Annotated in this window: 27 protein-coding genes; 5 read left to right on the top strand and 22 right to left on the bottom strand. The window is 45.1% G+C overall.

Features of this window, described 5'->3' with window-relative positions:
- The first annotated feature begins 44 nt into the window (after positions 1–44).
- Positions 45–953 carry a Ppx/GppA phosphatase family protein gene (locus J3P40_RS16590; RefSeq protein ID WP_256007385.1) on the top strand — a complete coding sequence of 303 codons (909 nt, stop codon included), beginning with the start codon at positions 45–47 and terminating at the stop codon, positions 951–953.
- Here the strand turns inward: J3P40_RS16590 and J3P40_RS16585 are convergent, their stop codons facing one another.
- From J3P40_RS16585 to J3P40_RS16510, 16 genes are all read right to left on the bottom strand, one after another.
- Positions 954–1523, bottom strand: coding sequence for a Maf family protein (locus J3P40_RS16585; protein WP_256007384.1), 570 nt, complete (start codon positions 1521–1523; stop codon positions 954–956).
- A gap of 75 nt (positions 1524–1598) precedes the next feature.
- Complete coding sequence (locus tag J3P40_RS16580; RefSeq protein WP_256007383.1) at positions 1599–1991, bottom strand: DUF4890 domain-containing protein; 393 nt, start codon at positions 1989–1991, stop codon at positions 1599–1601.
- Between the two features lie 84 nt (positions 1992–2075).
- A complete protein-coding gene (locus J3P40_RS16575) occupies positions 2076–2624 on the bottom strand; it encodes a KdsC family phosphatase (RefSeq protein WP_256007382.1) in 549 nt (182 codons plus the stop codon).
- Entirely contained in the window at positions 2603–2845 is a 243-nt protein-coding gene (gene iscX, locus J3P40_RS16570; RefSeq protein WP_256007381.1) for a Fe-S cluster assembly protein IscX, read from the bottom strand. Before iscX ends, J3P40_RS16575 begins: the two co-directional genes overlap by 22 nt.
- Before the next feature lie 17 nt (positions 2846–2862).
- Positions 2863–3195 (bottom strand): 2Fe-2S iron-sulfur cluster-binding protein, encoded by a 333-nt coding sequence (locus tag J3P40_RS16565; RefSeq protein ID WP_256007380.1) that lies wholly within the window; start codon positions 3193–3195, stop codon positions 2863–2865.
- Positions 3196–3236: 41 nt separating this feature from the next.
- On the bottom strand, positions 3237–3998 hold the full coding sequence (locus J3P40_RS16560) for a Rossmann-like and DUF2520 domain-containing protein (protein WP_256007379.1): 762 nt from the start codon (positions 3996–3998) through the stop codon (positions 3237–3239).
- Positions 3995–6466 carry a cytochrome c biogenesis protein CcsA gene (gene ccsA / locus J3P40_RS16555; RefSeq protein ID WP_256007378.1) on the bottom strand — a complete coding sequence of 824 codons (2472 nt, stop codon included), beginning with the start codon at positions 6464–6466 and terminating at the stop codon, positions 3995–3997. Before ccsA (J3P40_RS16555) ends, J3P40_RS16560 begins: the two co-directional genes overlap by 4 nt.
- Positions 6466–6876, bottom strand: coding sequence for a cytochrome c maturation protein CcmE domain-containing protein (locus J3P40_RS16550; protein ID WP_256007377.1), 411 nt, complete (start codon positions 6874–6876; stop codon positions 6466–6468). Before J3P40_RS16550 ends, ccsA (J3P40_RS16555) begins: the two co-directional genes overlap by 1 nt.
- Positions 6877–7072: 196 nt before the next feature.
- Positions 7073–8494: a Glu/Leu/Phe/Val family dehydrogenase gene (locus tag J3P40_RS16545; protein WP_256007376.1), complete on the bottom strand. Its 1422-nt coding sequence runs from the start codon at positions 8492–8494 to the stop codon at positions 7073–7075.
- 149 nt (positions 8495–8643) lie between these two features.
- Entirely contained in the window at positions 8644–8811 is a 168-nt protein-coding gene (locus J3P40_RS16540) for a CcmD family protein (protein ID WP_256007375.1), read from the bottom strand.
- On the bottom strand, positions 8801–9469 hold the full coding sequence (gene ccsA / locus J3P40_RS16535) for a cytochrome c biogenesis protein (RefSeq protein ID WP_256007374.1): 669 nt from the start codon (positions 9467–9469) through the stop codon (positions 8801–8803). Before ccsA (J3P40_RS16535) ends, J3P40_RS16540 begins: the two co-directional genes overlap by 11 nt.
- A gap of 20 nt (positions 9470–9489) precedes the next feature.
- Positions 9490–10143, bottom strand: a complete 654-nt coding sequence (locus tag J3P40_RS16530; RefSeq protein WP_256007373.1) for a heme exporter protein CcmB — start codon at positions 10141–10143, stop codon at positions 9490–9492.
- The gene (locus J3P40_RS16525; RefSeq protein ID WP_256007372.1) at positions 10136–10546 is read right to left on the bottom strand and encodes a hypothetical protein; all 411 of its coding nucleotides are present in this window, start codon (positions 10544–10546) and stop codon (positions 10136–10138) included. The genes J3P40_RS16530 and J3P40_RS16525 overlap by 8 nt, the downstream gene beginning before the upstream one ends.
- A 5-nt stretch (positions 10547–10551) precedes the next feature.
- A complete protein-coding gene (gene gldC, locus J3P40_RS16520; RefSeq protein WP_256007371.1) occupies positions 10552–10887 on the bottom strand; it encodes a gliding motility protein GldC in 336 nt (111 codons plus the stop codon).
- Complete coding sequence (locus J3P40_RS16515; RefSeq protein WP_256007370.1) at positions 10887–11162, bottom strand: hypothetical protein; 276 nt, start codon at positions 11160–11162, stop codon at positions 10887–10889. The genes gldC and J3P40_RS16515 overlap by 1 nt, the downstream gene beginning before the upstream one ends.
- A 5-nt stretch (positions 11163–11167) precedes the next feature.
- Positions 11168–12490 carry a DEAD/DEAH box helicase gene (locus tag J3P40_RS16510; RefSeq protein ID WP_256007369.1) on the bottom strand — a complete coding sequence of 441 codons (1323 nt, stop codon included), beginning with the start codon at positions 12488–12490 and terminating at the stop codon, positions 11168–11170.
- Between the two features lie 77 nt (positions 12491–12567).
- On the opposite strand from J3P40_RS16510, the gene J3P40_RS16505 reads away from it, so the two are divergent.
- The 4 genes from J3P40_RS16505 to J3P40_RS16490 all read left to right on the top strand — a co-directional run bounded on the left by J3P40_RS16505 (position 12568) and on the right by J3P40_RS16490 (position 17695).
- On the top strand, positions 12568–13902 hold the full coding sequence (locus tag J3P40_RS16505) for a dihydroorotase (protein WP_256007518.1): 1335 nt from the start codon (positions 12568–12570) through the stop codon (positions 13900–13902).
- Entirely contained in the window at positions 13902–14969 is a 1068-nt protein-coding gene (locus J3P40_RS16500; protein ID WP_256007368.1) for a DUF3810 domain-containing protein, read from the top strand. The genes J3P40_RS16505 and J3P40_RS16500 overlap by 1 nt, the downstream gene beginning before the upstream one ends.
- Positions 14970–14978: 9 nt before the next feature.
- Entirely contained in the window at positions 14979–16835 is a 1857-nt protein-coding gene (gene hscA, locus J3P40_RS16495; RefSeq protein ID WP_256007367.1) for a Fe-S protein assembly chaperone HscA, read from the top strand.
- A 68-nt stretch (positions 16836–16903) separates the two neighbouring features.
- Entirely contained in the window at positions 16904–17695 is a 792-nt protein-coding gene (locus J3P40_RS16490) for a zinc dependent phospholipase C family protein (RefSeq protein WP_256007366.1), read from the top strand.
- Here J3P40_RS16490 and J3P40_RS16485 read toward each other — a convergent pair.
- The 6 genes from J3P40_RS16485 to J3P40_RS16460 all read right to left on the bottom strand — a co-directional run bounded on the left by J3P40_RS16485 (position 17692) and on the right by J3P40_RS16460 (position 23773).
- Positions 17692–18369, bottom strand: a complete 678-nt coding sequence (locus J3P40_RS16485) for a DedA family protein (RefSeq protein WP_256007365.1) — start codon at positions 18367–18369, stop codon at positions 17692–17694. The genes J3P40_RS16490 and J3P40_RS16485 overlap by 4 nt on opposite strands.
- Before the next feature lie 75 nt (positions 18370–18444).
- On the bottom strand, positions 18445–19116 hold the full coding sequence (locus J3P40_RS16480; protein WP_256007364.1) for a DUF4397 domain-containing protein: 672 nt from the start codon (positions 19114–19116) through the stop codon (positions 18445–18447).
- Positions 19117–19198: 82 nt separating this feature from the next.
- A complete protein-coding gene (gene dnaN, locus J3P40_RS16475) occupies positions 19199–20323 on the bottom strand; it encodes a DNA polymerase III subunit beta (RefSeq protein WP_256007363.1) in 1125 nt (374 codons plus the stop codon).
- 32 nt (positions 20324–20355) lie between these two features.
- On the bottom strand, positions 20356–22035 hold the full coding sequence (gldG, locus tag J3P40_RS16470; RefSeq protein WP_256007362.1) for a gliding motility-associated ABC transporter substrate-binding protein GldG: 1680 nt from the start codon (positions 22033–22035) through the stop codon (positions 20356–20358).
- Positions 22032–22760: a gliding motility-associated ABC transporter permease subunit GldF gene (gldF, locus tag J3P40_RS16465; RefSeq protein ID WP_256007361.1), complete on the bottom strand. Its 729-nt coding sequence runs from the start codon at positions 22758–22760 to the stop codon at positions 22032–22034. The genes gldG and gldF overlap by 4 nt, the downstream gene beginning before the upstream one ends.
- A 38-nt stretch (positions 22761–22798) precedes the next feature.
- The gene (locus J3P40_RS16460) at positions 22799–23773 is read right to left on the bottom strand and encodes a c-type cytochrome (protein ID WP_256007360.1); all 975 of its coding nucleotides are present in this window, start codon (positions 23771–23773) and stop codon (positions 22799–22801) included.
- Positions 23774–23839 lie beyond the last annotated feature (66 nt).

The raw sequence follows: 23839 nt of genomic DNA, 5'->3' as shown, positions 1-23839 counted from the left end.
GTCTTGAAGCCATGAACTATATTTGCTTCATAAAATCACTTTAAATGATCGTTGCAGTTATAGACCTTGGCACAAATACTTTTCATCTGATTATCGCAGCGGTTGATGCTGGCCTGATGCGTATCCTTCATAAAGAGACGGTAGCCGTGCAACTCGGCCGAAACCGGATCAACGAAAATATTATTACAGGCGAAGCTTTTACGCAAGGCATAGATACACTCGTTTGTTTTCGTGAGCTAATGGATAGCTATGGGATTGTTAAAGTCCGTGCCGTCGCAACTTCTGCGATACGTAATGCCCTGAACGGGCAGCAATTCGTGTCCGAAGCAGCCGCCAAGGCTGGAATACATCTGGAAGTCATCAGCGGCTTGATAGAAGCAGAACTTATATATGCAGGCGTAAGAGCTACAGGTATAATAGACGCTACTGCGCTCACTATAGATATTGGAGGCGGTAGCACTGAATTTATTATTGGCAATAATCAGAAAATACTTTGGAAAAATAGTTATGATATCGGCGCTGCACGATTGCAACAGGCCTTTTTTCGATCGGATCCTATAAGTGCCGACGACCACCTCGCCATACTCCGTCACATTGAATCTGTGACTTCTGACTTGGAGAAGGCATGCGAAGAACACCGACCGAGGCTGATGATTGGATCTGCAGGAGCTTTTGAAACCTTTGCTGCTTTGCTATATCCCGAGGATACCAGTCCAGCGGCAGCGAAGGAATTAGATATGGGTCGATTCAGATCAGTATCTCAGTGGCTAATGACATCGACCCACCAGGAGCGGGCCAACACAAAGGAAATCATTCCATTGAGGGTAGACATGATCGTTATGGCTACAATATTGACCAATTATGTGATTGACATGGTTAAGCCTGACCGTTTTTACCTCTCGGCCTATGATATGAAAATGGGTATGCTCTATACTATGATTGACGGTAACTGATCAGATGGCAAGCAGCGTCTGGTAAAGCTTTTCAGTGGGCAAGCCCATCACGTTGGTATAAGATCCGCTGATGCGCTCCACCCCTACCATCCCTATCCAGTCCTGGATACCGTACGACCCCGCCTTATCGAGCGGATTATATTGTTCAACGTAATAATTGATCTGTTCATCCGTAAGTTCCCTGAATACTACTTCAGTCTCATCGTAAAATGACAGAATATTACCTCGGTAACTGATGGTTACTCCCGTAAATACATGGTGTACTTCTCCGGATAACTGCTTCAACATCCTCACAGCGTCAGTTGAATCTGCAGGCTTGCCAAGAATCTGTCCCTTTGAAGCTACGATGGTGTCTGCGGTGATCACGATATGATCCGCAGTTTGCTCTGGGAAAGCCATGGCCTTCTTTTCAGAAATGAAAACAGCAATTTCAGCAGGGGCCAAGCCCGCGGGATAGCTTTCATCTACTTCTCTGATCTCAACCTTAAATTCAAGATCCATAGCTTTCATGAGTTCTTGCCTTCGTGGCGACTTAGAGGCCAATATAATGGGGAGTGTCTGCTTATACATTCGCTTTGGGTATATCGCAAAAATAACAAAAGCGGCTTAAGCCGCTTTGTTTTTTATTCGTTATTCAAATAATTTCTAACGTTGATTCTCTTGCTGACGTTTCCGAATAGCCTCTCTCCGCTCCTCCTGCAATGCAGTAAATGACTTTTTCTGATCATCGGTTAATACGGCAGTGATTTTTTTGTTTGTTTCTTCATTTGCTTTCATCATTACACCCATAAAACCTTCACGATTGTCTCCCAATGAGTCGCGTAATTTTACCATTTTCTTTCCTTGTTCCAGATACAACGCGTTAACTTTTGCCTTTTGCTCATCTGAAAGTTTCAATCGCTCAGACAACATCTCTGTTTGTCTTTTTGCCCGCTCTTCCGGTGTACCCCCCATGCGGCCACGGCGTTGGCCTTCCTGAGCTTGTGAGGACGCTACTACCGCGAATAACAGTCCACAGATCACTAATAATTTTTTCATGTCGTTTTAATGTTTGTAGCAGTTAGAGCCGTTGCTGCTATGTTAGTTTAACGTCATTGAGCAACTTAATTGTTACAATCTTCTTTATTTCGCGGAATCGTTTGCGGAAGGGTTTTCATCAAACCATTTGTTTTGCACCCGCATTACCTTTTCAACGACGTCGCGAACTGCTGCTTTCCCGCCATTACAGGGGGAAATATATTGAGAGATAGCCTTTATTTCCACGGCTGCGTCGGCCGGACATACAGGAAGACCAACCATTTGCATGACCTGATAATCTGGAATATCATCTCCCATATACAATATTTCAGCGGCAGATAAATGATGTCTCGAGATGATATCCTTTAATACAGATACTTTGTCGGACACGCCTAGAAATATCTCTTGTATACCCAAACCATCAAAGCGTCGTCTCATCGCTGCACCGTATCCGCCAGATATCACGGCAATCAGGAAACCGCGTTTTACGGCAAGCTGTAATGCGTAGCCATCTTTGATGTTAAAAGTACGTAAATATTCCCCCGTTTCGGAAGCGATGATATCACCGTTTGTGAGTACACCGTCTACATCAAAGATCAGCGTCTTGATCGCATCGAGTTTTTGCAGAAACATCAGTCCTGATTGTCTCTCCATTCATACACCCAGGCTGATTGAATTTGTTCCAGATGCCCTTCGTTACTCTCTTCCCTTGTGCCTTTAAAATTCGGAAGTTCTAGTACCCAGTCAAGCAATTCGGTAAACCTCACACGGTAAATTTTCGCCTCATTGAATTCGTCACCGAACTTTTCGTACAATTCCTGAGCGATGTCTTCGTAGTCGTTCCAGTAGATAGGTAAAGCAAATTTCTCCTGCATAATATATGGTGCTAATGTTAATGGCCTAAAAATTCTGATTGGTCAGGTATAGTGACCTCAATGTCTCCATCTATAACGACACACTGGCAACCCAACCGAGAGGTAATTCTGGGCCGAACGGCGCGGTCAATGAAGTCCTCTTCTTTGTCAGATATTTCCTGGATATTATCCATACCCCGGAGCACATAGACATGACAGGTGCTGCATCCGCATACGCCTCCGCAATTATGCTGGAGTTCTATTCCGTTATCCAGACAGGCATCAAGCACAGACTCCCCACCTGCTATGGGCAGCTCTACCGGCTCCTTCCCTGCCTCTTCAAAGTTTATTTTTAGTTTATAAATACTCATAATTTGTTATCAAAAATACGGAGCAAAAACTGCATTAATAACTAATGTTGCGTTTTTTTAATGCTATTGCTCAAAATCTGGTAAATATTAGACAGTTGTGGGTCGCTACTCAGCATCTCCAGATGGGCATCCATCGATCGCTTATCATTACGTACCGCCGGACCAGTCTGCACGTTTTCTGGTAAATCAGCCTGCACTTTATGTGCGGTTTCTCTGATAAGCGGCCTGATCATATCAAAACTCATTTGATGTTTTTCAAGAATCGTATGACTCAACCTGTAGAGGTGATTTACAAAATTACATGCGAACGCTGCTGCCAAATGAAGTGCCCTCCTTTTCTCAGAATCGATATGATATACCTGACTGCCAAACTCCGCGCCCAAACCACTCAAAAAACGCAAAGTTTCCTCATCCGCGGCTTCCACACATAATGGTACTTCAGCAAAGTCTACTTCTTTTTGTATTGAGAATGTTTGCAGAGGATAAAAAACACCATATCGGGCGTGCCCTGCCAATATGTCGACATTCGTAGCGCCCGAAGTATGAACCACAACGCCTTGTACGCCGACAAGTGTTTCGGCTACTTCAGGGATGGCATCATCTTTAACTGCTATTAGATACAGGTCTGCGGCATCTTCAACTTCATCAAGATTTTCAAGCACTTCGGCGCCTACAATACATGCCAACTCAGAAGCATGACTGGCGCTCCTGCTCCATACCTGGACTATTTCATTGCCTGCAGTCTTGAAGGCCCTTGCCAAGTGAGTAGCAACGTTCCCTGATCCTATACACACCACTCTCATCGGACAGTGCCAACCTCCTTTTGCCGTCTGAATATAGAGATCATAAATCCCACAACCATGATGATCGTTCCCAGCCAGTAAAGGTTTATAAACGGGAACTCTATTGATTTGAAAACCACCCAGTCTTTAGCCTGTTGCGGCTTTTCGAATATCTGCAGCTCCATCTTTCCTTCTTCTGGAAGTATTTTGGTAAAACGGAACCTCAATCCAAGATCATCAATATTACGTGCAAAATCGAATATATTGTTGCCTTTAATCAAGTAGATAGGTTCGGCCTTATACACGCGCCCGTTCACATCTACCTCTAGCGGAAGGCCCACAGCCAAATCTCCTGCAGCGAGTTTTAAATCCTTAGCTTCCGGACTGCTGTTTACTCCCTTTACGGTGATCACTCCACTTGCTGTGTGTATGGTGTCACCAATATTAACATTTACAATCCGCGGTGCCTTATAATTATCTTCCTCGCTGCGTCCTTCATGGTCGGCATGTTCTTCCTGTTCCGCAGGGGCACTCGTTACATGCGTATAAATATCATAGGTAAGATAGTGCTTCGTGTCTGGCGATGGAATCAAACCCATTTTCTCATTGGCTTGGATTTGCGGGTTAAGATCGAAGTCTTCCTTCAGCTCACCGGTACGCTCATCATAGACCTTAAAGTTTAACTTATAAAATGTATTAGGTGCAATAACAGTATCGCTAACATATGTCACCGTATACTTACCCATCTTTTTAGGCTCATTTTTATACAAGACAATGTTTTCTCCCGGTTTCTCCACCTTCTCGAAATCCTTCACAGGAATGAAGTTAGATGCGTTTAGAGAAATAGGCTTATTGGTAGCCGCAGCAACAAGTGCTCCCAACAGAAGCATTGCAAACCCGATATGCGCGACAGCTGCGCCAGCTAGCTTGCGCTTTCCACCAAAGACCTGTCGGAGTATTGTACCATTAGACAATATGGCAAAAATGCAGCTGAATGCTAATAGAATGTACATGAAGTTGTTGTAGATGCCAGCTATGTATACGAACGCAGCCGTCACAATCGCTGAGAACACCAGAGAGGCGATAAGCCCGCTGAAAAACCTGCGTGCATCCGTCCGCTTATATCTCATGAACTGGGAAAAACCGGATATCAGGGTGATGAGCACCGCAAAGGGAGCCTGTCGCTGATTGTAGTATTTTACAGCATCGATAGGCGGGGCGAAGTTGGTACCGAATGCCGCGTTAAAAATCGGTACCGAAGTCGTAAAAATCACCTGGATACAGGCGACGGTAATAACAAGTGCGCCAATAAACATCCAGAATTCCCGAGAATAAGTCTCCTCGTCTTTATTGGTAATCGGAAGCTCTTTCCATCTGACCACAAGAAGTCCCGCGGGAATAAGGAGAAACAGCAGGTTGTAAAGAATCAGGTGACCAAACATTCCGAGATCGGTGAATGAGTGTACCGAGGTATCTCCCAAAATACCGCTTCTTGTTAAAAACGAAGCATATAACACAAGCACAAAGCTCAGCAATACCAATGCAATCGCGGTGAAATAGGCGTGACCGGTATTTTTAAAAACAATCATGACATGAACACCGGCAATCAGCGTAAGCCATGGAATCAATGATGCATTCTCTACCGGGTCCCAAGCCCAGAAACCGCCAAAGTTGAGCGCTTCATAGGCCCAAAAGGATCCCATGATAATACCCGCACCTAATATCATCACAGCAAAAAGCGCCCAGGGCATAGCTGGCTTTATCCATTCGGTATATCTCTTTTGCCAAAGCGCGGCTATCGCATAAGAAAAAGGCACTACCATGCTTGCAAACCCCAGGAATAAGGTGGGCGGATGTATAACCATCCAATAATTTTGCAACAGAGGGTTCAGACCACGTCCATCTGTGATAAACTTAAGGTAGTTCTTATAATTCTCCGTGTCAGCGAACACTACTGGAGCCATTTCACGAAGGTTTACCGCTTCTCTTAACAGTATAAAAGGTGAGCTGCCTATTCTTTCACCGAATATGTCAACGCCCAGAAGCATGGAACATAGAAATACCTGCGACAGAGCAACCACCATCATGACTCCATTTTCCCAGGACCTTGCTTTCCGGATCAGTATAACTCCGAGGAGCGACTGCCAGAAGGCCCATAACCAAAAACTGCCCTCCTGCCCTTCCCAAAATGCAGATACGATATAGTATACCGGCAATTCTTTTGAAGAATGGGAATACACATAATAATACTCATTGTTATGGTTCAGGATAAGATAGAACAAGGTGATACCGATACCGATAACACTTACCCAGTTGATCATAAAGGAAACCCGGCCGATTACAGTCCATGAGTGATCGCCAGAATCCTTACTACGCGTGGCAAAACAATAAGCGATGGAGGAAAGCAAAGCGGCACCAAAGGCAAGCACAATAAAAAACTGGCCGATTTTACCGGGAAGGAGGTTTTCTCCAATAAATTGTAAATCCATTAATTACTTTTCTCTACTGTACCATCCTGCTTAACCTCGACAAGGTCGTCGTTATATTTAGATGGACATTTCATCAATATTTTTGAAGCGTAAAATGTGCCTTCCTTCATCTCGCCAATTAGAACAAGCTTTTCGGAGCGTTCAAAGTCTTGCGGTTTGGTTCCTTTATATACCACTTTGTTTATTTTACCCTTTTCATCTCTCATGTAAAAAGCAAAGTGATTGGCATCTTTCCGTGCATCGTAATAGGTGCCTCTGCTTTTTTCCCAATATCCCATAACATGAAACTCTCTGGAATCTTTGGCAGCTTCTGTAAACGTAGAATAGGTACTGGTATCTGCATTCAGACTAACAAGAAAACCCACACAGATTGCTATCGTTATTAAACCAATAATGGCACTTTTCCTCATGTTGTACTAAAAGTTTATAGAACCCATACAAAGATAAAAAATATAAGTGCCCCGGATACATTGCAAGGATCCAATTGCCCGCTGCAGTCATATATTGATAGTTCTCTGACAAAGAATGAAATATCTCACCACCCTACAAAAGAAACGCCTGAAGGTTTTCTCTTCAGGCGTTTGCAGTATATTTGATGCGTGCAGATTATGGCCAGATACCCAGGCTCATATAAGACACGGCAATTTTGTCGATAGCGCCAACAAAGGCAGCAGTTCTAAGGGTCTGTACGCCCGGCTTTGTGATCAGATTCTCCCTGATCTCATGGTACGAGTGGATCATGGTATCTTCCAGGCCGGAGTTTACAAGTTCCAGTTCCGAAGCACCCTTCACAATCATGACCCTGTGTTCCGCTGGAATTTGCTTGCCAGTTAAACTTTCGAGTGTATTGATGAGGTTAGCATTTGAATTTTCGGCATAACGGTTCTCCATACGACCAAAAGCCACGTGCGAGAGATTCTTTAACCATTCAAAATAGGAAACAGTAACACCACCCGCATTGCAATACATGTCCGGGATGATTATTCCACCCATCTCTGTGAATATGGCTTCAGCCTCCGGAGTCGTCGGCCCGTTAGCCCCTTCTGCGATAATTTTGGCTTTAATATTTCTGATATTTGTCTCGGTTATCTGATTTTCGAGTGCTGCAGGAACCAGTATATCGCATGGCTGTTCGAGTCCTTCCATGGAATTCTTGAAATCAGTTGCCCCAGGGAAACCCAGGATTGATCCTGTATTCTTGCGATGAGCGAATACTTCGTCAATATTCAAGCCATTTGCATTGTAAATAGCACCCTCAAATTCGCATATCCCTACTATGGTCGCCCCAAATTCTGCAAGAAATTTCGCTGAATGGTACCCCACATTTCCCAAACCTTGGACGATGACTCGCTTGTTGCCCAGCCCAGCGGTTAAACCGATCTTCTCCATGTCTTCAGCAACGTTAACGCACTCCCTTACCGCATAGGCAACACCCCTTCCGGTAGCTTCCTTACGCCCCCGGATACCGTGCAATGCTATCGGCTTCCCTGTCACGCAACCTAGGGCGTCCAACTGACCCGGGTGCATGGTCATATACGTATCGGCAATCCAGCTCATTTCACGTTCTCCAGAGCCATAGTCAGGCGCTGGGACATCAATACCAGGCCCGATAAAGTTCTTCTTGATTAGTTCGGTAGTATAGCGTCTTGTTATCGTTTCGAGTTCGGCAACAGTATAATTCTTGGTGTTTATAGCAATGCCACCCTTCGCACCACCAAAGGGAACATTAACGATCGCGCACTTATAGGTCATTAGAGCCGCAAGAGCCATCACTTCATCCTCATTCACCATATCGCTGTAGCGGATCCCTCCTTTTGTTGGGTTCATGTGCTGTGAATGCTCTACGCGCCAGGCGTCGATAACCTCGAAACCGTTGCCCCTGCGGATTGGGAACTGGAAACGGTACACGCTGTTACAAGCCTTAATTTGGTTTAACAATCCTTCCGGATGCGAGGTAAATTGTGCTGCACTGTCAAAGTTCTTGCATACGTCTGCAAAAAAATTGGTTTCGTTTGCTGTATTAGCCATTGTTTTTTATGAATTTGAAATAAGTTCCTATTCGGTATGCGTGCAAAATTGCCTAAAAAAAAACGATTAAAACAAGTATCAAAACACTTAGTGTAACTGAAACACTAGGCCGGAAAAACATCAAAAACACAGCCTACAGGCGCTTTTGGTCAACTTTTTAACGAAGAATTCCGCTCGATTTTTTTTAATCTTTTTTCTATGGAAAACAGATAAAGCAGTAATCCTGCCAGAATAAGCACAATGCAGGCTACAACAACATAGATCTTGCCTGAAGCATATACACTTTCTGAAAGTGTGAAACATAGGTTATTTATCATACTGAAGGTTTTTTTTCTCCAAAAGACGGAGCCGGTAAAGAATGCTGTAAATCCAGCAGCCAATTAGTATCCAACCCACGCAGGCAGGATAAAAGATCAATCGCATCCTGCTGTCAAGGTCATAGGCATTAAACCCGGGGTTGCCTCCATTTCCAGGGTGCAATGAATCAGAGAGACGCGGCAGTACAAACAAAAGCACGACCATAATGGGAAACGCAAAGACGTTATAGACTGAAGCAATTTTTGCACGCTTCTGTTCTTCATCAATCGCATTGCGCAACACCAGGTAAGCGAAATACAATAACAAGGCGATAGCTGCGAAATTTTGTTTGACATCAAAACTCCATGCCTGACCCCAGGTAAACCTGGCCCAGATAGCGCCCGTCACAATCCCCAGAACACCGTACACTACGCCTACATTGACAGCTTCGACCGCTTTAATATCGTCAACTGAGTTGTTTGTCCTCAGATACTTCACGCTGTGGAAGACGGAAATACTGAAAAGTACAATCATACCAAACCACATAGGAACGTGAAAATAGAGGTTTCTGATACTTTCGTGCAAAATCGGCAGTTGCGGAACGTCAGATAATAAACCGCCGACCGTTGAGTAGACGACGAGTACGGCACCTAATATTTTCCACCAATTGCTAGTCATATATTCTGCGAATATTCTTTTCAGTCGCGCCAAAGGTAAGGAAATAACAACAAAGTAACAGCGCAGACTAAGCCATTGATGATCATTAACAGACCGATCTCATCCGTGCTCACACTGCGATCGAGCCCATCTATTGCGTTCTTCGTAAGCTTGATCAGCAAAACGATAACCGGAATAACGACGGGAAAACTAAGTATCGCCATGAGCATACCACCATTGCCGGCTTTGGAGGCAATGGCCGATATCATTGTGAAGATGGTAGAGAAACTCATGCTGCCCAGCAATGCTGCCAGGAGATAGAGTCCAAGATCACGAGGCACATAGTCAAACACAAGCATATAAAACAATAAGGCTATGACGGTAAGTGCCGACATCAGCAAAACATTGTACAACGTTTTTGATATAATAAGCGCAAGAGGACTGGCCATAGTGTAGATGTACAATTGCCGCCCCCTGCTTTCCTGCAGGAAGCTTTTAGAGATAGCGTTAATAGATGCGAAAAGCATAATAATCCAAAAAAGCGCGTTCCAGGTGAGCGGCGCTGGTCTGACAAAGGAGAGAAAGCAGACAAATACGGTAGATACGACATACAGCAATACTCCATTGAGGGCATATCTGGAGCGCCATTCCAGCAGCGCCTCCTTCATAATCAGATATTTTATCTCTTTAAGCACCGGTTGTAACCTGACTGGTGGGCACTTTTCGCCGTCTCACTGTTGCAAGCACAAAAGCCCCGGCAAAAATGATGTACCAGCCCCATTTGTATTTTACCATGCCCGCGGCCAGGTTCACCAGCTTTTTAAAGTGAAGAAAGCTGAACGAGTCCTGAGCTTGAAAATAAATTCCCGCAAGCGTGATCAGCGCCAGGATGATTGCCGCAACTCCCGCGAAGCGGACTAAAAACGGCTTCGCCAAAAACGCGCCGGCAAATCCGAGCGCAACGAAAATATAGAAGATTACGGCCAACCGCATGTCGATGTCAAAGTAATTCCAGTTGCCTGTAATTGGAATACGCATAAGCGGACTCATGCCACCCGCCGCCATCAATGCTGATCCGATAATTGCCTGCGTTCTCATTGCTTTTACCCTCTGGTGTTGATACCCATTTTGTCCGCGAAATGCGCACAATAGTCGCGCAAATCCTCAATGATTAGCTTTTCTCCCGTTGCTTTCAGAAAGCTATCGCCCATAGTTTGCAAGGTCTCATAAAAAAAACGCTTCATTTCATCTACAGGCATATCTTTGGTCCAAAGGTCAATGCGCATGGAGTTCTTGTAATTGTGGTCCCACAGGGCCAGCATCATCGATTTAACGGCAACCTTTTCCTGGGTCTGTGCATCTGTCGATTCCCATAGGATATTTTCCGGAACGTTGTTGTCGTCCAACTCAACTGTAATCTTAATTTCTGCTTGTTTCATTAACTTATACTAGCTTTTACAATAAATACAACAATAATTACAAATAGGATGAGTACGCCTTCCAGCAGCCAGAGCTTTCTAAGCGAAGGAACAAACTTTCTGAAGGCCTGGTCGGACAGAAACGAGACGAAGGCCGACAGAATTGCCAGCGCCGCTATCGTCCACGAAATATCTATATGCTCCGACTGCTGTTCTCCGCCCTTCAGCAACAGCCAGCCCGCCGTTACAAGGCAGAGCGCAGTGACGATGTTTAACGGGGTGAGCCTGACTTTCATGCAACCTATTTTTTAAATTTCTTCTTCTTCCAGGGCGGAACCTTTGACGATTTCTTGCGGGCAGCGGCAGCAATGGCTGCAGCATTCTTCTTTTCGTGGAAGGCTCCTTTAAAATCTGGATTCTCCTTACGCTTCTGATCATCTATAGCTCTGGCCATAGCCTGCTTCTCCTCATACGGGGTTTCTTCAATAAACAGGCCTTGGGGCAAAGGTACAAGAGGAATTTGCTGCCTGATCAGTTTCTGTATTTTTTCAATGTAATATTTTTCGGCAGGCGTACAGAAGGTCAGCGCATCGCCTTTGGCGAAAGCCCTTCCTGTGCGACCGATACGGTGCACATAATCTTCGATAATGATAGGCACATCGAAGTTGATCACATGGCTCACCTCTGAAACATCAATCCCCCTGGCCGCAACATCGGTAGCAACCAGCACCCTGATGTTCCCCTCCTTGAAATCATTGATTGAATTGATACGTGTGTTTTGCCCTTTGTTCGCGTGGATCACGCGCACAGCCTCAGCGCCAAACCGCCGTTCGATAAAGCTGAAAATATTGTCGGCCACCGTTTTCGTCTTACAAAAAATGATCACCCGTTTAAAATCCTCATCATCTTCCATCAGATAACGAAGCAGGTTGATCTTCGTCTTGAAATTAGGCACCTCGTACAAGACCTGTGTAACGGTCGACGCCGGCGTGGCCTGCTGGGCAACTTCAACAATTGTGGGATGCTTCAAAAAATCCCCAGCTATCTTCTGGACCAGATCACTCATGGTTGCAGAGAAAAGCAGGTTTTGCCGCTTGCGGGGTACAACCTCAAGTATGCGATGTATCGAACCGATAAAGCCCATATCCATCATTTTATCCGCCTCGTCCAGCACAAGGAACTTCAGGTACTGCGGATTGATATGCCCTGCCAGGTATAAGTCCAGAAAACGGCCTGGCGTCGAAACCAGAATATCTACGCCTTTACCAAGCTGTTCAATCTGGGTTTTTGGCCCCAGCCCCCCGTATAACACCACTGTCCGGAGGTCGGTATACTTTGCGAAAAGCCTGGTATGTTCGGTAATCTGCATGGCCAGCTCACGCGTTGGAGCCAGAACTAAGGCTCTCGGCGCATCACCCTGTGCATATTTAAGTTTCATGATCATAGGCAGCAGGTACGCCGCTGTTTTCCCGGTCCCTGTTTCAGCTATTCCGAAGAGGTCCTGACCCGATAGTACAGGTGCAATTGCCTTTTCCTGAATGGGCGTTGCGGTGGTAAACCCGGCATCAGCTACGGCATTCAATATTTGTCTGTTCAGGTTGAATTCTTCAAATTCTTTAGGCATTCTGCAAACTTAGGCATTTTTTTACCGGCTGCCTCATGCCCTTTGAAAACCTCAGCTTATTTTCTAAGTTTGACAGCATGAACACCATCCTGATAAAAGGGGCTTCAATTGTAAATGAAGGCCAGATCATTGTTGCAGATGTATTAATTCGCGACGGTTTTATACACAAGATCGCAAGTTCCATAGGGGAACAGGCAGACCAGGAAATCAACGCTGATGGCTTATATCTTTTCCCCGGGATGATTGACGATCAGGTGCATTTCAGGGAGCCGGGGCTAACTCATAAAGCTGACATCTTTACAGAAAGTATGGCTGCAGTTGCCGGAGGGATTACATCCTACATGGAAATGCCCAACACCGTACCTAATACCTTGACCCAATCACTGCTTGCCGATAAATATGCTATCGCGTCAGAAGTGTCACTGGCAAACTATTCCTTCTTTATGGGTGCTTCGAACGACAATCTGGAAGAAGTACTTAAAACAGACCCTGCGAATGTATGCGGCATTAAAGTGTTCATGGGATCGTCTACGGGTAATATGCTTGTGGACAATGAAACCGTGTTAGAGAATATATTTAAACACGCACCGATGCTCGTGGCCACCCACTGCGAAGATGAGGCGACTATCAGAGCTAATATGGCCCGGTTCAAAGCGGACTATGGCGAGAACATTTCAATCGATATGCATCCGCTTATCCGAAGCGCAGAGGCTTGCTATAAATCGTCTTCATTAGCTGTAGAACTTGCAAAAAAATATAACACGAGGCTTCATATTCTTCATATTTCAACGGCCAGGGAGGTTGGCCTGTTCGACAATTCCGTTGGCCTTGCAGCTAAGAAGATTACAGCAGAGGCCTGTATACATCACCTGTGGTTTGACGACCGTGACTATGCAACTAAAGGCAACTGGATCAAATGGAATCCGGCCGTTAAAACGGAATCCGATAAAAAAGGTATTTTGCAAGGTGTCCTTGATGGTTATATCGATGTGATTGCTACAGACCATGCCCCACATACTATTGCAGAAAAAGAGCAACCTTACTTACAGGCTCCTTCCGGCGGCCCATTGGTTCAGCATGCGCTCTCAGCCTTACTGGAAATGTATCATCAGGGAAGAATTAGTCTGGCACAGATCGCAGAAAAGACCGCACACAATGTGGCAACATGCTTTAACATTGACAGGCGCGGCTATATCCGTGAGGGCTATTGGGCAGATTTGGTGCTCGTAAATTTGAATGACCCGGTCAAGGTGACGCGTGCAAACGTGCTTTACAAGTGCGGTTGGTCGCCTTTCGAGGGGCAGATCTTTCAATCGGAGATTACGCACACTTTGGTATCCGGCGTACTCGCATACCATAAGGGTAAGTTTATGACCAACCAAACCGGAAAGCGATTAAACTTCAACAGGTAATGTATGTCGCCGCCAGCCCCGCCTTAAGAAAGCTTCTCTGGCTGATGCTGGCGTCTATTATCGTATATATATTGGGCTATAGCGATATTACGGTTGAGGTGCTGTATTCACGTGGCCTTTATCAGCTTACTGCAATTCTCCAGCGTACGATCAGCAGTATGCTACCATTCGCTATCGGCGATTTGTTGTATGTATCACTCGTTATTTATATTATCCGGCAGCTAGTCCGCTTTTGTATCCGATTAAAGTCTGGTGGCGTAGGTCGCCCTGAGTTTAAGTTGCTCTTTATACAGACTGCCAGCTTCTTGTTAATACTTTATCTCCTATTTAAGCTATTGTGGGGACTAAACTATTCGCGCCCCCAGATACACAAGCAATTAGGCATCACCAACGACAAATACACAACCGCGCAGCTTGTGCAACTCGGATCGTTTTTTATCGGGAGGCTGAATAGTCTGGATCACGTCGAAAACAGGCGCTACAATATCAATGAACTTCGCGACATCGCTAGTGCAGCCTACCGGAGACTGGAAAATCAATATCCGCTCTTTCGATACAACCAGCCTTCGGTGAAGCCCGTGCTGAACAGTTACCTGATTACGCGGGCGGGGATTGAAGGCTATTACAATCCGCTTTCTGGAGAGGCTAATGTAAACATGCGCCTGCCGTCAGTATCTCTACCCTTCGTAACCTGCCATGAAATCGCTCACCAATTGGGCATAGGCCGAGAAGACGAAGCCAACCTGGTTGGTTACCTCGCAGCGGTCAACAGCACGGATGATAATTTTCGCTACTCGGCTGCATACGCTATGCTCAAAAGCATCCTGTTTGAAATCAGGATCAAATCGCCTGAAGACTATGAAAAAATCTATCAGACAATAAACCCGAAAACCATCAAAAATCTCGAGAAAGACCGTAACTTTTGGCGTCAGTACAACAGCGGGATGTTTGCTTATATGGATGTCGCGTTCGACCGCTTTCTTAAGCTGAACAACCAAAAAAAAGGCACCGACAGCTACCAGGATATAGTACTTTGGCTTTACAATATCCATAAAAAAGATTTGTAAATTTGCCCTATGGCAAAGATATCCATTAACCTGGCAACAGGCTCTATACAGCAGGAAGAGATTATCGTTGGAATTGATCTGGGAACAACCAACAGTCTGGTAGCCTTCATCAACCCCGAAAAAAAACCCCAGGTGATCAATGATACCGGGAAGGGTGTACTGGTACCGTCAGTTGTCCATTTCAATGAAAATGGGGAAGCACTGGTCGGAAATGAGGCTAAAGAATTTCTCGTCTCCGACCCTGCGAATACGATATTTTCAGTTAAGCGGTTGTTGGGAAGAGCTTATCGGGATGTTGTTGACCATCAGGATACTTTTTCCTACAAAATAATTGACGATGAAACTGACTCCATGGTCAGGATCAAGGCGGGCGACAAATTTTACACCCCAGTAGAGCTTTCTGCTCAAATACTCAAGGAACTTAAGGCAAGAGCAGAGCATGCACTAAAGACTCCCGTGAACCGGGCAGTGATCACTGTTCCTGCGTATTTTAACGACAGTCAGCGTCAAGCCACCCGGGATGCCGGTAAGCTTGCGGGCCTTGATGTTTTGAGAATTGTTAACGAACCAACAGCGGCTAGCCTGGCGTATGGACTTGGCCTGGACCCCAGCGAACAGAAAACTATCGCTGTATATGACCTCGGCGGAGGAACATTCGACGTTTCTATACTGTCTATCCAAAACGGCATATTTGAAGTTCTTGCCACCAATGGGAATACTTACCTTGGGGGAGACGACTTTGACCGTGCTATCGTACATTACTGGATCGAAAAGAATCAACTAAATAGCGAAGTTGTCGCAACGGATACCGCGCTTATGCAGTCGCTTCGACTCAAGGCTGAAGCCGCTAAAAAGGCGCTTTCTACACAAAATCTTTTTAATGAGCAATTGGGAGATATCTGGTGTACGCTTGACAAACAAACCTTTGAAGACCTGATTGCGGATAAAGTTGCTGAAACGATAACCTCATGCAAACATGCGCTTGCTGATGCGAAACGGGAAATTGAAAATATTGATGAGGTTGTTTTGGTTGGAGGATCTACCCGTATGCCTTATGTAAGACAAGAAGTGGAGAGCTTTTTCAAAAAGAAACCGCACGATCAGCTAAACCCCGATGAGGTGGTTGCGCTCGGGGCAGCCATACAGGCAGACATTCTGGCGGGTAACCGGTCTGATATCCTCTTACTTGATGTTACGCCGCTGTCTCTTGGCATAGAAACGGTTGGCGGACTTATGGATGTGATCATCCCACGAAACTCGAAAGTACCCACCAAAGCTGGCCGGCAGTACACGACGTCCGTTGACGGACAGGTAAACATGAAGATATCGGTTTTTCAGGGTGAACGTGATCTGGTAAACGAAAACCGTAAACTGGCTGAATTTGATTTGAAAGGGATACCCGCTATGCCTGCAGGTTTACCGAAAGTTGATATTAATTTTCTGCTCAATGCCGACGGGATCTTAACGGTTCAAGCCATCGAACTTCGTTCGGGTGTAAAGCAGGAGGTTGACATCAAGCCGAGTTATGGTCTTACAGACGAAACGGTGGAACAAATGCTGATCGATAGCATTACCCATGCCGAAGCAGACGTCACCCAGCGTATGCTCATAGAAGCAAGAAGCGAAGGAGAACAACTTGTTTATACGGCTGAACGGTTTTTAGAAAAGCACGGCGAATATCTTTCACCTGAAGAGATCGCCGATACAAGAAGCCATATCCTCTCATTAAAAACGGCTTTAGGTCAGGGTCAGAAAGACGATATTCTTAAGAAAGCAGATGAGCTCAATGAATTTACCCGCCCATTTGCCGAACGTGTGATGGATATAGCTGTATCTTCAGCCATGAAGGGCAAAAGTATAGAATGAGATTTGTCATCTGGGCGACAGCCGTCGTTACTGTCATGCTGTGCAGTTCCTGGGGGTTTTTTGCCCATATGGAAATTAACAGAAAGGCGATATATACGCTTCCGTCAGGAATGCTCCGCTTTTATAAAAACAATGTATCCTACCTCTCCGATCATGCCGTAGATGCCGATAAAAGGCGATACGCTGATACGGCAGAGGCGCCAAGGCATTATCTTGACGTGGAACTATACGAGAAAAACATCGACAGTATACCGCGCAAATGGAATGATGCCATTACGCGATACGGGCAATCTACCTTACATAAGCAGGGCATTTTACCCTGGCAGATCGAAAAAAGCTATTATAAACTGGTGGATGCTTTTAAAGAACGTGATTCGATGAAGATACTCACCTATTCTGCTTATCTGGGCCACTATGTTGCAGACGCACACGTACCATTGCACACCAGCAGCAATCACGACGGCCAACTCACCAATCAGGTCGGCATTCATGCCTTCTGGGAAAGCAGGCTGCCGGAACTTTTCGCAGGCAATTATAATTTCATGGTTGGAAGAGCGAAATATATTGAAAATCCATTAACGGAAGCCTGGCGTGTCATTGCCCACTCACATTCACTTCTTGCATGTGTCCTGTCCAGTGAAGCAAAGGTAAGCGCGAGTTTTCCTGCACATAAAAAATACGGTTTTTCCAAAAGAAACAACAAGCTGCTAAAGCAATATTCAAAAGCCTATGCCAAAGCCTATGAGCTAGAGATGAACCACATGGTGGAGCTGCAAATGCGAGCTTCCATGCTCTCTATCGGAAGTTTCTGGTATTCCGCATGGGTAGATGCAGGTCAGCCGACGCTAAATAACTTTTAACTAACCGGAATATCTGCGTTGTCCGTAGCCGGCTTCTTTTTAAGCTTAGCCTTTATGGCAGCAAAAATAGCAGGGAAGAAGGTCACGACGGCAATTACAACGATAACCAGATCGAAGTTCTTTTTCACTACGGGTATCTGACCAAGCAGATAGCCAGCCATGAGCAAGCTTACGATCCAGGCCACTCCTCCTATAATGTTGAAAAACGTAAATCTGGCGAAAGGCATCTTTGCAACGCCCGCAACAAAGGGTGCTATAGTTCTAAAAATCGGCAAGAAGCGGCTAAAGATGATGGCTTTTCCGCCGTGCTTCTCAAAGAAAAGGTGCGATTGATTATAGTACTCCAGCTTCAGTATGCGATTCTTTTCTTTAAAAACTTTAATTCCGAGTAATCCACCGAGTTTGTAATTTAAAGTGTTGCCTAGTATCGCAGCAGCAATAAGCAGCAGCATCATAACCCAGATGCTTAAGCCTGTATTTCCTCCTGCAATAAGGGCTCCCATCGCAAATAACAGCGAGTCTCCCGGAAGGAACGGTGTAACTACAAAACCGGTTTCAGCAAAAATAATAAGGAACAGAATAGCGTACGTCCAATGCTGATAATTTCTGACGATTTCTTCCAGATGCGTATCGATATGCAACAGGAAATCTACTAACCAATTAAATACTTCCAAGACGAATAAATTAAGCCCAAAAATAAAAATATCATGGCAATAACCATGATATTTTTATTTTCAGATCACGAAAATCTAATTATCGATCACTTTATGACTTCGCAATTGCATACCCGTCTCGCCGTCCAGCCAAACCGTATAATTTTTTCCTGCTTGCAAATCCAGATCAATTACAGGTGAATCGGTAACGTCTGTTGCAGTTGCAGTAAACCTCATTCCCGGTTCCACAACAAAATACTTTGAGGTCTGTGCAAATTCCAAACCATTGCCCTCTGTCAAAACCTGATTGTTTTCGTCAAGTATTTTCACGTGACGCTCCAGATAACGGTTGAGATGCGCAAATCTCACCTTAGCTTTTCCCGCAACCGGCTCTGTATCGTTCACCAGTACTCCGGCCCTGTATTCGTCGCTTTGGGACTTAAGGAGCTGAAAAAAAACAACGGTGTAACTGCCACCAATAACACCGCTGTATGCTATGCTTGCGCTAGCTGTTTTTCCGTCAGATGAAAGCTCATACAAGTTTCCTCCTGAAAGAATTGTAGTAAATGGTGAATAAGTACCATATTCAAGAGCTACAGAATTCGCTACTTTACCGCCATTAATGTACATATCCTGAGGCGCAGAGCCCAAAGCAGCATTTAAAAACCTCACTTTTGCCTCGCCAACAGGTTCCGGCGGATCTTCTTTGATACAAGAACCCATGAGCAACACAAGGCTAAACAGGCTCAAAAAATATAATCTTTTCATGTTGATTTGTTAATTAAAGTGTTTACCAAACATAACAATGGCTCGGTCAAAAACCAAGCCATTACGTATTCTTTAACATAAATTAACCATAGTTATTCAGCATCACCGGCATTACCAGCATCAACACATCCTCGTTTTCGTCATTGGTTTGAGGAATAAGCAACCCAGCGCGGTTCGGCGTAGACAGCTCCAGGGTCACTTCATCGCCGCTCAAGTTACTTAACATTTCTATCAGGAATCTGGCATTAAATCCAATTTCCATATCTTCACCATCATACTGACAGCTAAGCCTTTCATGGGCTTCATTTGCGAAATCCAGATCTTCCGAAGATATATTTAACTCACTGCCGTTTATTTTTAACCTTACCTGATGCGTTGTCTTATTCGCAAATATCACAACACGACGCAGCGTATTTAAAAACAGGGAACGGTCTATAACCAGTTTATTTGGGTTATTAGCAGGAATGACTGCCTCATAATCCGGATAGCGCTCATCAATTAAACGACATACCAGATTAATATTTTCAAACTTAAAAAACGCACTTGTTGCATTATAATCCACGGAAACATTCACATCGCTGGACGGAAGCGCCGCTTTCAGTAAGGTAAGCGCTTTCTTAGGCAGAATAAATGCTGACGTCTTATCAGCTTTGCCGTCCTTCCGGCGATATCTGACAAGCTTGTGCGCATCGGTAGCCACAAAAGTGATATTTTGATCAGATAACTGGCAGTAAACGCCCGTCATGGCCGGTCTCAATTCATCGTTGCTTACAGCAAAAATGGTCTTTGTAATCGCCTCAGTAAGTACTGACGCCGGCAGATTCACTGACGAGGCATTTTCAACAACCGGTATCTTCGGAAAATCATCGCCATTCTCACCGCTCAATTTATACTTTCCATCACCGGCACTTATTTCAATAGAAAATGAGTTGTCATCAATGTTAAAAGAGATCGGCTGGTCAGGAAGCGTCTTAAGTGTATCAAGCAGTATCCTGGAAGGAACTGCCACCTTACCTTCCTCCTTAGATTCCACAGCCAGGGAGGTTGTCATACTCGTCTGCAGGTCGGTAGCCGAAATTGTTAAATTACCATCCTTTATTTCAAACAGAAAGTTTTCAAGTATTGGCAAAACCGTACTGGTGCTCGAAGCACCATTCACCGTTTGCAGATGTTTTAATAACGTAGATGTTGATACAATGAATCTCATGGTTGTTTTAGTCTGTCTCAAAAATATAAAAATTACCTCGCATACCTGTACTTACGCAAGTAATGTTGAAAAATCGCAAATGATATCAACATCAGTAATGGAAGACCAATATTTAAGGCCTGCCACAATATTTTCTCGCTTTGAAGCCTTGCCCTGTCAAGCAATCTCATTTTGACATTCTTATTGCGGAGCGAGAAGAGATCATTATCACTCGTAAGGTAATCTACAATATTTAACAAAAGCACTTTATTGCCAAAATTTCGGCCAGTAAATCTGTCAAATCCTAAAGGAAAAACAGATCCGTCCCTGCTGCTTACCTGATTTTTAAAGATATCCCCATCCCCAATAACAATCATTTTAGTCGCCTTACTGCGTTCAGGCACGACATACGTTTCACGAATACCTGAAGGTACCTGACGGTGGGCAAAAACAGAGGGGAAAGATCCTTCCAGCAGAACTGCGACACGCTTCGGAACACTAAAATAATCTTTAGGGTCAGGCTGCTCAGCCACCGACTGCAGCGACAACAATCGCGGCGTATCATATACTTTATTGAAGGCAGAACTCCAAAGCAGGGTACGTTTAGTTATACCTTTCACACCTATCGTATCCACAGTACTTGCGAATTCGGCTCTGACGGCATCGATATTCCTGACCAGGCTGCTCGCCGTATCAGGTATAAGAAGCGGATAATATACCCAGGGCGCCAATTGAATTCCCGCTTCCCTCCCGCCCATGCTTAACGGTATTTCAGCACAATTGGCATCAGCAATTAAATTATAGTTCACCCGTGCACCATATAAAAAGAGCATGTCGTCGAGGTTCAGCTTCCTGTTAAAAGCAAGTTGCTCATTCCCCCTTCCCATGCTATCCAGTTCGGCACCCACCTGATCGATACACCAGACTACCCTGCCCCCCCTCATCACAAAATAATTCAATTTATATTTTTGGGCCTCCGTAAATTCCTGTTGCGGCTTAGCGACAATAAGAGCACTGAGTTTATCCAGACCAGCTTTTGTGATGGTGTTCAGATCTACTCTGCCAACCTCCAGATGAGCCGATAAGCTCTCCATTGCGTCGCCGAGCATGGCGTCGCTCAGTTCGCCATTTCCTTCCGTAAACCCAATTCTGAGTTGACCGTCGCTCAAAACTTTCTCGATTGCTGAGGTGAATGCATATTCGAGATTCTCAATCGAACTATTGATGTTATGCTCATAACCACCAACGGCATCCTGGTTTTGAAGCAGTTTGAGAGGAATCTGTCGGCCATTCGCCTCAATCAGGGCCATCGGAAAAATGGTCTTCTGTGCAAATCCCGCATCATTCTTAATATTAAGGGTAGTGGGCTCAATACCCGCTTCATACAAGCTGTTGATGACCGAATCCTGCATGGCTACCGTAAGATCGGCTATCGGATCAACGAAATTGATCTGCACGCTGCTTCCACCGTACGCCTGATAGTCTTTAAGCAAATCCTTCGTACTATTTCTAAGACGTTTAAAAGCAGAAGGCAGATCCCCGTCCAGAAAAACCGTTATCACTACGGGCTTATCTATATTTTCGACGAGCGACCGGGTTTGCTGACTAAGCGTATATCTTTTCTCCTCCGTAAGATCGAATCGCGCGTACACAAAACTTGAGACCACATTAGCCACAAGAATTACCAGAGACAGCATAAGCCATCTACCCCATCTGTTAAACCATCTGTTCACCACTTACGCCCCTCCAGTAACACCCTGGTACCCCCCAGAAAAAACAGGATAAAGCTTAAGAAATAGACCACATCCCGCGTATCCAGCACACCTCTCGACATCGATTCGAAATGCGTGTTAACACTCAGGCTGAGCAACAGATTTTCCATATGACGCAGTGCAAAGACAGCACTCACAGCCTGAAGTCCGGAATAAGCAATAAAACATATAAAAACTGACACAGCAAAAGCTATCGCCTGGTTCTTGGTCATTGCCGATGCAAACACACCCACGGCAATAAAAGACGCGCCAAGAAGGATCAACCCGAAATAGGATCCGATTACAGCACCAGTATCTATATTTCCTTCCGGCATTGCCAGACGGTGAACAGAATAAAAGTAAACCAATGTCGGTACAAGCGCAAAAAGCAAAAGCACAAAGCAGGCCAGATATTTCCCAAAAATGATCTGCCAGTCGGTGAGCGGACGCGTAGCCAGCAAGATATACGTTCCCTCCTTTCGTTCCTCCGCGAAGGAACGCATCGTTAGCGCCGGAGCAAGAAACATAAGCAAAAACGGCGAAAGGCTGAAAAAGCCTGTTAGCTCTGCATATCCATATTCCAATATGGATGTATCTGGAAAAAGCCACAGCAACAACCCCAGGGCAAGCAGAAACACGCCGATGGTGATATAAGCCATCAGCGAGTGGAGTAAACTGAATAATTCCCGTTTAAAAACTGCGCGCATGCATCTTTGTTAATGCTGCCGAAGTTAGAAAAAATCCGTTATTTTTTCTCGGTAAAGCGGGTTACACGGTTACCGATCGGCTTAACTGTTTTCAGGTAGACATACATCGCCCCCAGGTCCGACTCCCTCATTCCTGCATACATTACCCATGGCATTACGGTCTGAAAGCCCCCCTTCCCTACGTCCGACGACACATTCGAAGGCGAGTGGGATTTGAAGCGTGCGATGAACTGTGCTTTGGTCCAATTGCCAATTCCGGTGGCCCGGTCTGATGTAATGTTAGATGAAGACACTGTGCCGGTTGGCATGACGAAATCCCTTCCTCCGGCAAACTCCATTCCTTCGACATTAGCACCCTTGTCCTGTTTAGTGTGACAATCCACGCAGGCCGCCGCGCTTACCAGATACGCACCGTATTTCGGCGTATCTGATTCAGCAGGACGGTTCTGATGTACAGCCTCGGATGGAATGGTGTTCACAATAAAGTTCAACGGAAAATCCAGTTTCCTTTCCGGAACAGTAGACGACTGAGCGGGAAGTGTTCTCAAATAAGCTATGATTGCATAGATGTCTTCCCTGTCCATCCTGCCATATGCAGGATAAGGCATGATATTCATCAGTGCCCGGCCCTCTTTGGTCACACCCGTGGTAATCACCCTGTAGAGCTCTCCATCTGTCCAGTCCTTCAGGTTAAAGGGCGTAATATTGGGCGAATAAACCGACCCGGGAAAACCTATGCTGTGGTCAAACTTCTCTCCGCCTTTTCCCAGCGAAGTTAACACAGGCGGACCGGCAAACTTAGACCAGTCGCGTTGCGAGTGGCAGTCCACACACAAGGTAACATGATTGGCAAGATAACGGCCTCTTTCAATCCGTTCAGGACTGGAATCAACCTTCAGATCTATGGCCTCACCCACATTGGGCAAAGCAAATTTAACATAACAAAGCAAGCAGCCAACGAGCACGAGCGCGAGAGCCAGAACATAAGCGAGAACCCTAAATAACTTTTTCATTATTGGCGTAATTTAAATGGTGGCCAAATATACGATATTCTGACATTTAAATTACAAAGACAATAA

It is taken from the genome of Pedobacter deserti (assembly GCF_024436415.1).
Taxonomy (GTDB): domain Bacteria; phylum Bacteroidota; class Bacteroidia; order Sphingobacteriales; family Sphingobacteriaceae; genus Pedobacter; species Pedobacter faecalis.
This window is presented reverse-complemented; position numbering and strand designations above follow the sequence as displayed.

Bases quoted from the DNA above. Each gene is read 5' to 3' on its own strand.
- J3P40_RS16590 (WP_256007385.1), top strand. From the start codon at position 45: ATGATCGTTGCAGTTATAGACCTTGGCACAAATACTTTTCATCTGATT.
- J3P40_RS16585 (WP_256007384.1), bottom strand. From the start codon at position 1,523: ATGTATAAGCAGACACTCCCCATTATATTGGCCTCTAAGTCGCCACGA.
- J3P40_RS16580 (WP_256007383.1), bottom strand. From the start codon at position 1,991: ATGAAAAAATTATTAGTGATCTGTGGACTGTTATTCGCGGTAGTAGCG.
- J3P40_RS16575 (WP_256007382.1), bottom strand. From the start codon at position 2,624: ATGGAGAGACAATCAGGACTGATGTTTCTGCAAAAACTCGATGCGATC.
- iscX (WP_256007381.1), bottom strand. From the start codon at position 2,845: ATGCAGGAGAAATTTGCTTTACCTATCTACTGGAACGACTACGAAGAC.
- J3P40_RS16565 (WP_256007380.1), bottom strand. From the start codon at position 3,195: ATGAGTATTTATAAACTAAAAATAAACTTTGAAGAGGCAGGGAAGGAG.
- J3P40_RS16560 (WP_256007379.1), bottom strand. From the start codon at position 3,998: ATGAGAGTGGTGTGTATAGGATCAGGGAACGTTGCTACTCACTTGGCA.
- ccsA (WP_256007378.1), bottom strand. From the start codon at position 6,466: ATGGATTTACAATTTATTGGAGAAAACCTCCTTCCCGGTAAAATCGGC.
- J3P40_RS16550 (WP_256007377.1), bottom strand. From the start codon at position 6,876: ATGAGGAAAAGTGCCATTATTGGTTTAATAACGATAGCAATCTGTGTG.
- J3P40_RS16545 (WP_256007376.1), bottom strand. From the start codon at position 8,494: ATGGCTAATACAGCAAACGAAACCAATTTTTTTGCAGACGTATGCAAG.
- J3P40_RS16540 (WP_256007375.1), bottom strand. From the start codon at position 8,811: ATGATAAATAACCTATGTTTCACACTTTCAGAAAGTGTATATGCTTCA.
- ccsA (WP_256007374.1), bottom strand. From the start codon at position 9,469: ATGACTAGCAATTGGTGGAAAATATTAGGTGCCGTACTCGTCGTCTAC.
- J3P40_RS16525 (WP_256007372.1), bottom strand. From the start codon at position 10,546: ATGAGAACGCAGGCAATTATCGGATCAGCATTGATGGCGGCGGGTGGC.
- gldC (WP_256007371.1), bottom strand. From the start codon at position 10,887: ATGAAACAAGCAGAAATTAAGATTACAGTTGAGTTGGACGACAACAAC.
- J3P40_RS16515 (WP_256007370.1), bottom strand. From the start codon at position 11,162: ATGAAAGTCAGGCTCACCCCGTTAAACATCGTCACTGCGCTCTGCCTT.
- J3P40_RS16510 (WP_256007369.1), bottom strand. From the start codon at position 12,490: ATGCCTAAAGAATTTGAAGAATTCAACCTGAACAGACAAATATTGAAT.
- J3P40_RS16505 (WP_256007518.1), top strand. From the start codon at position 12,568: ATGAACACCATCCTGATAAAAGGGGCTTCAATTGTAAATGAAGGCCAG.
- J3P40_RS16500 (WP_256007368.1), top strand. From the start codon at position 13,902: ATGTATGTCGCCGCCAGCCCCGCCTTAAGAAAGCTTCTCTGGCTGATG.
- hscA (WP_256007367.1), top strand. From the start codon at position 14,979: ATGGCAAAGATATCCATTAACCTGGCAACAGGCTCTATACAGCAGGAA.
- J3P40_RS16490 (WP_256007366.1), top strand. From the start codon at position 16,904: ATGGAAATTAACAGAAAGGCGATATATACGCTTCCGTCAGGAATGCTC.
- J3P40_RS16480 (WP_256007364.1), bottom strand. From the start codon at position 19,116: ATGAAAAGATTATATTTTTTGAGCCTGTTTAGCCTTGTGTTGCTCATG.
- dnaN (WP_256007363.1), bottom strand. From the start codon at position 20,323: ATGAGATTCATTGTATCAACATCTACGTTATTAAAACATCTGCAAACG.
- gldF (WP_256007361.1), bottom strand. From the start codon at position 22,760: ATGCGCGCAGTTTTTAAACGGGAATTATTCAGTTTACTCCACTCGCTG.
- J3P40_RS16460 (WP_256007360.1), bottom strand. From the start codon at position 23,773: ATGAAAAAGTTATTTAGGGTTCTCGCTTATGTTCTGGCTCTCGCGCTC.